Source organism: Hyphomonas sp. (genome assembly GCF_037969335.1).
GTDB lineage: Bacteria > Pseudomonadota > Alphaproteobacteria > Caulobacterales > Hyphomonadaceae > Hyphomonas.
Genome location: NZ_JBBKXE010000122.1, coordinates 1 through 8,708 on the forward strand (window position 1 = coordinate 1; position 8,708 = coordinate 8,708).

An 8,708-nucleotide genomic window follows, 5' to 3' on the forward strand; every position below is an offset into this window, starting at 1 on the left:
GTCCTTCCAGCTTGGAGTTTGCCCCATGAACCGCCTGATTGCGTCCCTGATCCTTGCGATTGCCGTCGTTTCTCCCGCCCATGCCTGGGGCAAGACCGGGCACCGTGTCGTCGGCGCCATTGCCCAGACCTATCTCAGCCAGACGGCGGACAGCGCGGTGAAAGATATTCTGGGCCCTGAAGGCATGGCCGAGGCAGCCGACTGGCCCGACCACATGCGCTCCAGCCCGGATGATTTCTGGCGCTCGGAAGCCAGCCCCTATCACTATGTGACCATTCCGGTCGGCATGAGCTATGCGCAGGTGACGCCGCCGCCGGAAGGCGATGCCATCACGGCACTGGCCCGGTTCCGCGCCATCGCAATCGATCCGTCAGCGTCGCTTGAGGACCGCCAGCTCGCCCTGCGCTTCATCGCCCATCTCGTCGGCGACCTGCACCAGCCGCTGCACGCCGGCAATGGCACCGACCGGGGCGGCAACCAGTTCATCTGCACCTTTTTCGAGGAAATGACGAACCTGCACGAGGTCTGGGACGAGTTGCTGATCAACTACCAGGAACTGTCCTATACGGAATGGACCGAATGGCTGGTGCAGAAGATCACGCCCGACCAGCTCGCCGAATGGGCCAAGGCCCGCCCCGCTGACTGGGCCGACGAGAGCGCCGCGATCCGCGACACGATCTATCCGGACACGCAGATCCTGTCCTGGGATTATGCCTACCAGACACGCCCCATCCTGCGACAACGCCTGTCACAGGGCGGTGTACGCCTCGCAGCCTATCTCAACGAGATGTTCGAAACGGCAGCACCCGCCGCCGAATAAGCCCCTCAGGCGCTGGCGCGGTTGATTCGGCGGCGCTGGACACTGGACGGGATGTTCAGGCTCTCGCGATATTTCGCCACCGTGCGGCGGGCGATCTCGATGCCATAACCGGTCAGGATCTCGACGATCTGGTCGTCGGAGAGGACGTCGTCTTCGGTCTCGCCGTCGATCAGCACCTTGATCCGGTGACGCACGGCTTCAGCCGAGTGGGCCTCGCCGCCGCCGGTTGCCGGGATCGATGCTGAGAAGAAATATTTCAGTTCGAACAGGCCGCGCGGCGTCGACATGTACTTGTTCGATGTCACGCGGCTGACCGTCGATTCATGCATCTCGATCGCGTCGGCGACCTGTTTCAGGTTCAGTGGCCGAAGATGCGCCACACCATGCGCGAAGAACGCATCCTGCTGGCGTACGATTTCGCTGCCGACTTTCAGGATCGTCCGGGCGCGCTGGTCCAGTGACTTGATCAGCCATGTCGCGTTCGAAGCACACTCGGAGATGAATTCTTTCTCCTTGTCGCGCATCGGCAGGGCCGTCACTTCGGCATAATAGGCCTTGTCCATCAGGACGCGCGGCAGCGTCTCCGAATTCAGCTCGACTGCAAACATGCCGTTCGGCAGTTCACGTACGAAGACGTCCGGCGTCACGGCAATCGTCGTATCGCTCGAAAAGCCACTGCCGGGCTTGGGCGACAACTGGCGCAGTTCCGCCAGCATCTCCTGCAGGTCGGCCTTGTCGACACCGCACACATCGGCGAGCGCCTTCAGGTCATGCTTGGCCACCATGTCGAGATTGGCCAGCATGGCCTCCATGGCCGGATCGAAGCGCCCGCGCTCCTTCAGCTGCAGCGTCAGACATTCCGGGATCGAGCGGGCCATCACGCCGGTCGGCTCGAAGCCCTGGCAGACCTCCAGCACGGCAGCGACATTGGCGACGTCCGCGCCCAGCGCCTTGGCGACGTCGTCCAGCGGTGCACGCAGGTAGCCGGCTTCGTCTGTCTCGTCGATCAGGCGGGCACCGATCAGGCGGTCCGCCGCCGACAGGCCGGCAATATTCAATTGGTTATGCAGGTGTTCCTGCAGGGTGGCATCCGTCGACAGGTTGGCGGCGAAGTCATATTCTTCACTGTTGAAGCTGCCGCCCGACGTGGCGCTCGACCAGTCGGTCTGGGCCGATGGGCCCGAGCCGCCTGCCGGCAGCGCCGCGTCCGACCCCGTACCGGGTTCAAACACGTCTTCGCCCGGCGCATCAAGCTGGTCGCGGGCGGTGCCCATGCCGGAAGTGTCATCGAGGGAAAGCTGCTCGCGGCGCGCCGGCGCTTCGCCCTGTTCGTTGGCGTCGCCGGCATTGTCGTCAGCCTTGTTGAGCAGCGGATTGCGCTCGATCTCGGCCTCCACGAACTCGGCGAGTTCCTGGTTCGAGAGCTGCAACAGCTTGATCGCCTGCTGCAACTGCGGCGTCATTACCAGGGACTGGCCCTGGCGCATGTCGAGTGACTGTTTCATTCCTAAGCCCGCGCCCTTCAGATCAAGCGGCGAACTGTTCACCCAGATAGACCCTGCGCACGTCTTCATTCTTCAGCACGTCTTCCGGTGTGCCGTTGAAGAGGACGTCGCCATCATACATGACATAGGCCCGGTCCACGATCTGTAGCGTCTCGCGGACCTGGTGGTCCGTAATCAGGACGCCCAGGCCACGTTGCTTCAGGTAGCGGACAAGTTCGGAAATGTCGGAAATGGCGAGCGGGTCGATACCGGTGAACGGTTCGTCCAGTAGCATGAAGCTCGGACGGGATGCGAGTGCACGTGCAATCTCCACCCGGCGACGTTCACCTCCCGAAAGGGACGTGGCCGCCTGGCCGCGAAGATGTTCCACATGCAGTTCGCTCAGCAGGCTGTCGACCTGTGCCATGCGGGCAGACCGGTCTTTTTCGACCAGTTCTGCCACCGCCATGACATTTTCTTCCACTGTCATCCCCCGGAAGATAGACGCTTCCTGGGGAAGGTAGCCCACGCCGAGGCGTGCGCGCTGGTACATGGGCAGGCTGGTCACATCTTCCCCATCGATCGAAATCGATCCGGAATCTACACCGATCAGGCCCATGATCATATAAAAGCAGGTCGTCTTGCCGGCCCCGTTGGGTCCAAGCAGGCCAACAACTTCTCCGCGTTGCAGGGACAGAGAAACGTCGCGCACCACCTGTCGCTTGCCAAATGATTTGGCAATATTCTTAACGACAAGGCCTTCGGCCGCTTCGGTCATCTCGTGAGTTCGTCCCTGATCACGGGCAGTTTCGTCGCCCCGTTCTTGGCATAGCCTGACATACTTAAGATCGGCTTCACGCCATTGCTTGAATTTTTCAGTTTCCGGCTGTGTCCTTGTCGGACTCGATCACCATGCGTGTCCGTCCGGTACCGCCATCCAGCGTTGTCCGGCGCTTGCCGACTTCCAGTTTCAGTATCTGGCCTTCAGCCACGTCACGCTCGCGCATCAGCGCCACATTGCCCGTCATCGTGATCGTATCGACCGCCGCGTCATAGACGCCGCGATCGCCCTTGGCCTTCATTTCCGGCGTCACATAGAACACATTGCCTTCGGCAATCATGGTCTGGATCTGGCCGAAACCAGAGCCGACCCCCGCGGATTCACCCCCCGCCTTGCCGCTGAATATGATCGTCACCGTGTCGGCGCGTAGCCGGGCTGTGCCCTGCTGGATGTCGACATTGCCGATCAGCAACACCTTGCGCTCGCGCTCAAGACTCTCGGTCCGCTCGGAATCAATGTAAATTGGCCCGCCTTCAGACGAAATCTGCGCCATCGCCGGAACGGCGATGGCCGAGACCGCCAGGGCCGCACCAAGAAACTTAAGGATTGCCATCTGCATCACCTTCATCGGTTGCCGGCACATCTGGCTCGGCCGGATAAATCACTGTTTTTACATTACCCTGAAAGACGACGCGGTTGCCACCTTCAAGAATCTCATACGAATCCGAGCGAATATCGCCAAGCGGTCCCTTGCCTTCGAGCGGGGAAAGCCCCTCGACCCAGTCCTGCCCGACATGCACGCGCGCCGCTGTTGTTTTGAAAGAATAGCCCGATGCATCCGTGATTTCGACATCGTCATACAGTTCGAGGATGCCTGCATCGCGGTCATACATGCCTGACGGTGCGCGCACTTCGGTCCCGGCGGCATCCCGCAGGATCGGCCCGACCAGGTCGACGGCATTGGCAGTCAGTTCCTTGCGGCGGGCCGCATCCGCCGTGATCGTGAAGCTCTGACCGGTGGAATCGCGTCCGGCAAAGCGCGGATTGAGCATGGTGACGACTTCATCGCCTGAAATCTTGACCGGCACAGCGTCGCGGGAAAAGGCGCTCTTGATGATATATCCCAAGAACAGGCCGATCGAGACGGCCGCGCAGGCCATGAACAGGACGCGAAGCCCCCGAACCAGGCCCGACCGCTTGCGCGCTTCTTCCAGCGTCAGTTGCCGCCGTGGCGCCCAGAGCGATGCCGGGTCGTGATGCTTGACTGCGTCCATGAAAGCGCCTGCGGCCGGTTACAACGTATTCTGGGCCGTGTTTACCTTTGATAAGGGCCAAACAAAAGCGTCCAGCACATGACGGTTGCGTCAGGAATGCGCGAAAATATCCTGCTCACCCCAGCCCGCGAGGTCGAGCGCGGCCCGGGTCGGCAGGAAGTTGAAACAGGCCTGCGCCATTTCCAGCCGTCCCTCGCGGATCAGCATGGCTTCGAGGCCCGCTTTGATGACATGCAGGTGGAACACGTCTGACGCGGCGTATTGCAATTGCGCATCGCTCAAGTCTTTCGCGCCCCAATCGGAACTCTGCTGCGCCTTGGAGAGGTCGACTCCTGCGATTTCGCGGGCGACGTCCTTCAAGCCATGCCTGTCGGTATAGGTCCGCGCCAGTTTGGACGCGATCTTGGTGCACCAGATCGGCGCGCAATCCACGCCCAGCCAGCGCTTGATCATCGCCACGTCGAACCGGGCAAAATGGAACAGCTTGATGACCTTTGGATCGGTCAGCAGCGCCTTCAGGTTCGGGCAGTTGAAGTCGCGGCCGAGCTGGACGAGATGCGCCGTGCCGTCGCCAGATGACAATTGCACCAGGGTCAGGTGGTCGCGCAGCGGGTTCAGGCCCATGGCCTCGGTATCGATGGCCACGATGGGGCCGAAATCGATGTTCTTGGGCAGGTCGCCCTTATGCAATGTGATTCCGTTCATGCGCCGGGCTTAGCATGAGAGGCGCAAACGGCAAATGATCCGTTCCGGCGCGTTCTTTAGACCGCGCGGCGCATCCCGGCCCACGCAGCCATCAGGTCATCCCGGTGAGCCGGATCGGCGATCGAAATCAGGCATTCGGCACGTCGGTCGATGTCGGCGCCGCGCAGGTCGACCGCGCCATGCTCCGTCACAACCCAGGAAATATCCGAACGCGGCAGGCTCACCGCCTCCGGGCCAAGGCGGGGCACAATGCGGCTGACCGTTCCCTTTGCGGCGGTCGAGGGGAGCGCAATAATCGGCACCCCGCCTTTCGAGGCAGCTGCCCCGCGCAGGAAATTCGCAAGGCCGCCAATGCCGGACACCTGCCGCCCCTTCATGAATTCCGCATTGGCCTGCCCGAACAGGTCCACTTCCAGCACCGAATTGATCGCCACGAAGCGCTCGATCCCGGCCAGCACATTAATCCCGTGGGTCACGTCGACAGCGCGGAAACGGAAGCGATGGTCGCGCGCCACGCGCTCGTAAAGCGCCTGCGTACCCATCGCCACGCCGGTCAGGATCGCACCGGCCTCATCCACAACACGCCCGGCATCAATCAGGCCCAGCACCGGATCTGTCACCAGGCCCGAATGGATACGCAAATTGGTCGGACCGCCCGCCTCGGACAGCGCCTTCAGTGCCGCCTGCTGCACATTGCCGATGCCGAATTGCAGGCAGGCTGCGTCCGTCCCCACCAGCCCGGCAATCGTCTCGCCGATCTGCGCGAAGGTCGGTGGCAGCGCCGATTCCGTCAGCTCCACCAGCGGCGTGTCATCCTCGGCAACGACCGCAAACCGCGACAGCGGCACGCGTGGCGTATCACCCGGGGCCGGCATGTTGCGGTTGACGATGGCCATGGCGGGAATATCCGTCCGGGCCAGCACCGCACCGGAGAAATCCGCCGACACGCCAAGGCTCACCCGGCCATCCGCTTCTGGCGGCGACACCATCACCACGGCCAGGTCAATCGGCCCGCTGACCATGTCGCGATAACTGTCGCTATAGTGCATTGGGCGCAGGCGTATCTTGCCGGCATCGAACGCCGCGCGCATGTCGCCATACAGGAACGGCATCTCGGCGCGCGCCGTTTCATGCAGGCTGGTCCAGTCGGTCCGGTTCAGCCCCGGCACCGGCACGCCGACAAAGGTCAGGTCGCGGGCCAGTTCCGGTTCCCCGCGCAGCGCCTCGGCCAGCGCCACAGGTTCACCGCTACAGCCCGCAATATAAATCCGGGCCGGCCCGGGCTTAAGCACCCGCAATTGCGCGAAAGCCGTCGCGATCATTTGAACGTGAATTTGGCGGGGCGTTTCTCCAGGAAGGACGAATAGCCCTCGACGAAATCCTCGCTGGAAAAGCCTGCCACGAACAGGGCCGCCGCCTCGGGCGAGGTATCCTCCCAGCCGGCTTCGACCCCGGCCACCATCTCCTTGATCGCGCGCACCGACCATTGCGAATTCGCTGCCACCGCTTCGCCAAGCTCGCGCGCACCGGCGAGCGCTTCGCCCTTGCCGACAACCCGGTTGAGCAGGCCGAGGGCGTTTGCCTCAGCCACATCAAAAATGCGCGCGGTGAACAAGATGTCTTTCGTCCGCGATGCGCCAATCGCCGTCACAAGCCGCCGCATATCGCCCGCCGGATAGACAATGCCCAGCTTGGCCGGCGTGATGCCAAAGCGCGCGCCTTCGCCCGCCACGCGCAGGTCGGCGGCCATGGCGAGGCTCATGCCCCCGCCGACGCAGGCGCCATCAATCGCCGCGATCACCGGCTTCGGACAATGCTCGATCGCATTCAGCGCCGCCGCGATGGTTTCGCCGGATTGCGCCGCCGCTTCCGGCGTCGAATAGATGGTCGAGAATTCCGAAATGTCCGCGCCTGCCGCGAAGGCCCCGGCATCGCCGCCGTGCAGGATCACAACTTTGACGGCATCTGCCGCAACAACCCGCTGGATCAGCTCCGGTATGGCCGCCCACATGTCGACCGACAGCGCATTGCGCTTGCCCGGCTTGTTGAGAATGATCTCGCCAAACGGCGCATTGATCTCGAGGCGTATGGACGACTGGCTCAAATGGCTTCCCCGGCATGGGCGCCAAGGCGGCGCGGGCTGCCACCTCATGGCAAGAACACCCCGGCGGCGCAAGGGATAGTGCCTAGGAGGCCTTCTTCAAGGCAACCAGTGCTTCGTCCAGTGCCGACAGGAAGCGCGACCGGTCTGCCTTGGTGAACGGCGCCGGGCCACCGGCGCGCGGGGCCCCGGCCTCGCTGATACCAACCCGCAGGTCCGCCATGATGGCCCGGGTAGCCACAGCCGCGCCGATCGAATCATCCGTAAACGGCTTGCCCGTCGGGCCAATCACGCGCGCACCGGCCTTGAGGCATCGGTCCGCCAGCAGGATGTCGGCCGTGATCACGACGCTCCTAGCGTGCGCCCGTTCGGCGATCCAGTCATCGGCGGCATCAAACCCGTCCGTCACGATCTGGCGCGAAATCAGCGCATGTTCGGGAATGCGAATATACGAGTTTGATACAAGCACCGCGGGCACTTTGTGGCGCAGCGCAACGCGGTAAATCTCGTCCTTCACCGGGCAGGCATCGCCATCAATAAATATCTGTACGTCTTCGCTCATGGCTGCTCTTTAGCAGGCGCAGGTGCGGCGTCCATGCTGGTAATCCATTCGCGCACCAGCGCGACCCCGTCATCATCGATCACGCTGCGCCCCAGCTCCGGCATGGCGACCCCCGCCTCGGACGACTCCATCCGGTGGGCCAGGATCGAACGGTCCGGATCACCGGGGGCGATCACATAGGTGATGCCGCCAGACCCGCGTCCCGCTGCTGTCGGGTGCTTGCCGAGACCGAGCTTGACAGGCGACGTCTCCCCTGCCCCGAGCCAGAGGCCCGAATTCGAAGCGGAGCCCGTCGCCTTGTGGCAATGGGCACAATTGATATCGAGATAGGCCCGCGCCCGGCCTGCAACCGGCAGGCTGACATCATAGATCGCTGTCGCCGCCGGCACACCGTCCGGCACGCCTTCGAGCACACCCCGCGCCTGCCAGTCGGCGATCTGGTTCACGCCAGCAGGGCCATCATGGTTCAGGTTGCGCGCCTTGGGCCCGATCGGCAGCACCGCGTCGCCGTCCTGATGGCAGGTCTTGCACTGGTTCTTGTTCGGAATCGCATAGTCGATCGCGAGAACATCTCCCAACGGCCCGACAACCGATATCGCCTGCCGGCCGCCGGCGGGCGCATAGACCGCTTCGGTACCTTCCCCGTTCCAGACGTAGGGAAACGCCGCCCAGCCATCCGCCTTGTGGATCAGCACCCGTGTCTCGACCTTGTATTCGCGCACGCCCGGCGCCCGCAGGTCCGGTGCAAACGCAAATGTCTTGATCAGCGCACTGCCGACCGGGAAGTCGATTACACGATCAGCCGAATAGTCCGCCGATTTGCCCTTCGGCACGTAAACGAAGCGGTGCTTGATCGCATGGTCCGAGAACAGCGGATTGATCAGGTCATAGGGCACGACGCGGTCCACCGGATGATCGGCTGCGGCATCGCTAAAGAAACCATAGTCCGCCAGGTAGGGCGCCGGCGCGTCGGCCAGCAGC

Annotated in this window: 10 protein-coding genes; 1 reads left to right on the forward strand and 9 read right to left on the reverse strand. The window is 63.1% G+C overall.

Going from position 1 to position 8,708, the window contains the following annotated elements; genetic code table 11:
* Positions 1 to 820: S1/P1 nuclease (locus tag AADA04_RS09070; protein ID WP_340692938.1), on the forward strand; the 820-nt coding region annotated here is incomplete at its 5' end.
* A 5-nt stretch (positions 821 to 825) separates the two neighbouring features.
* Here AADA04_RS09070 and rpoN read toward each other — a convergent pair.
* From rpoN to AADA04_RS09115, 9 genes are all read right to left on the reverse strand, one after another.
* Positions 826 to 2,325, reverse strand: coding sequence for an RNA polymerase factor sigma-54 (gene rpoN, locus AADA04_RS09075; RefSeq protein WP_340692939.1), 1,500 nt, complete (start codon positions 2,323 to 2,325; stop codon positions 826 to 828).
* Positions 2,326 to 2,347: 22 nt separating this feature from the next.
* Positions 2,348 to 3,082 carry an LPS export ABC transporter ATP-binding protein gene (gene lptB, locus AADA04_RS09080; RefSeq protein ID WP_340692940.1) on the reverse strand — a complete coding sequence of 245 codons (735 nt, stop codon included), beginning with the start codon at positions 3,080 to 3,082 and terminating at the stop codon, positions 2,348 to 2,350.
* A 97-nt stretch (positions 3,083 to 3,179) separates the two neighbouring features.
* Complete coding sequence (locus tag AADA04_RS09085) at positions 3,180 to 3,698, reverse strand: LptA/OstA family protein (RefSeq protein ID WP_340692941.1); 519 nt, start codon at positions 3,696 to 3,698, stop codon at positions 3,180 to 3,182.
* Positions 3,685 to 4,359 carry an LPS export ABC transporter periplasmic protein LptC gene (lptC, locus tag AADA04_RS09090; RefSeq protein ID WP_340692942.1) on the reverse strand — a complete coding sequence of 225 codons (675 nt, stop codon included), beginning with the start codon at positions 4,357 to 4,359 and terminating at the stop codon, positions 3,685 to 3,687. Before lptC ends, AADA04_RS09085 begins: the two co-directional genes overlap by 14 nt.
* A 90-nt stretch (positions 4,360 to 4,449) precedes the next feature.
* Positions 4,450 to 5,064, reverse strand: a complete 615-nt coding sequence (locus AADA04_RS09095; RefSeq protein WP_340692943.1) for a ribonuclease H-like domain-containing protein — start codon at positions 5,062 to 5,064, stop codon at positions 4,450 to 4,452.
* A 56-nt stretch (positions 5,065 to 5,120) separates the two neighbouring features.
* Positions 5,121 to 6,386 (reverse strand): acetyl-CoA hydrolase/transferase C-terminal domain-containing protein, encoded by a 1,266-nt coding sequence (locus AADA04_RS09100; protein WP_340692944.1) that lies wholly within the window; start codon positions 6,384 to 6,386, stop codon positions 5,121 to 5,123.
* The gene (locus AADA04_RS09105) at positions 6,383 to 7,168 is read right to left on the reverse strand and encodes an enoyl-CoA hydratase-related protein (RefSeq protein WP_340692945.1); all 786 of its coding nucleotides are present in this window, start codon (positions 7,166 to 7,168) and stop codon (positions 6,383 to 6,385) included. Before AADA04_RS09105 ends, AADA04_RS09100 begins: the two co-directional genes overlap by 4 nt.
* 82 nt (positions 7,169 to 7,250) lie before the next feature.
* A complete protein-coding gene (locus tag AADA04_RS09110) occupies positions 7,251 to 7,727 on the reverse strand; it encodes a YaiI/YqxD family protein (RefSeq protein ID WP_340692946.1) in 477 nt (158 codons plus the stop codon).
* A partial coding sequence (locus AADA04_RS09115) for an SO2930 family diheme c-type cytochrome (protein ID WP_340692947.1) occupies positions 7,724 to 8,708 on the reverse strand: 985 nt, incomplete at its 5' end. The genes AADA04_RS09110 and AADA04_RS09115, both read right to left, overlap by 4 nt.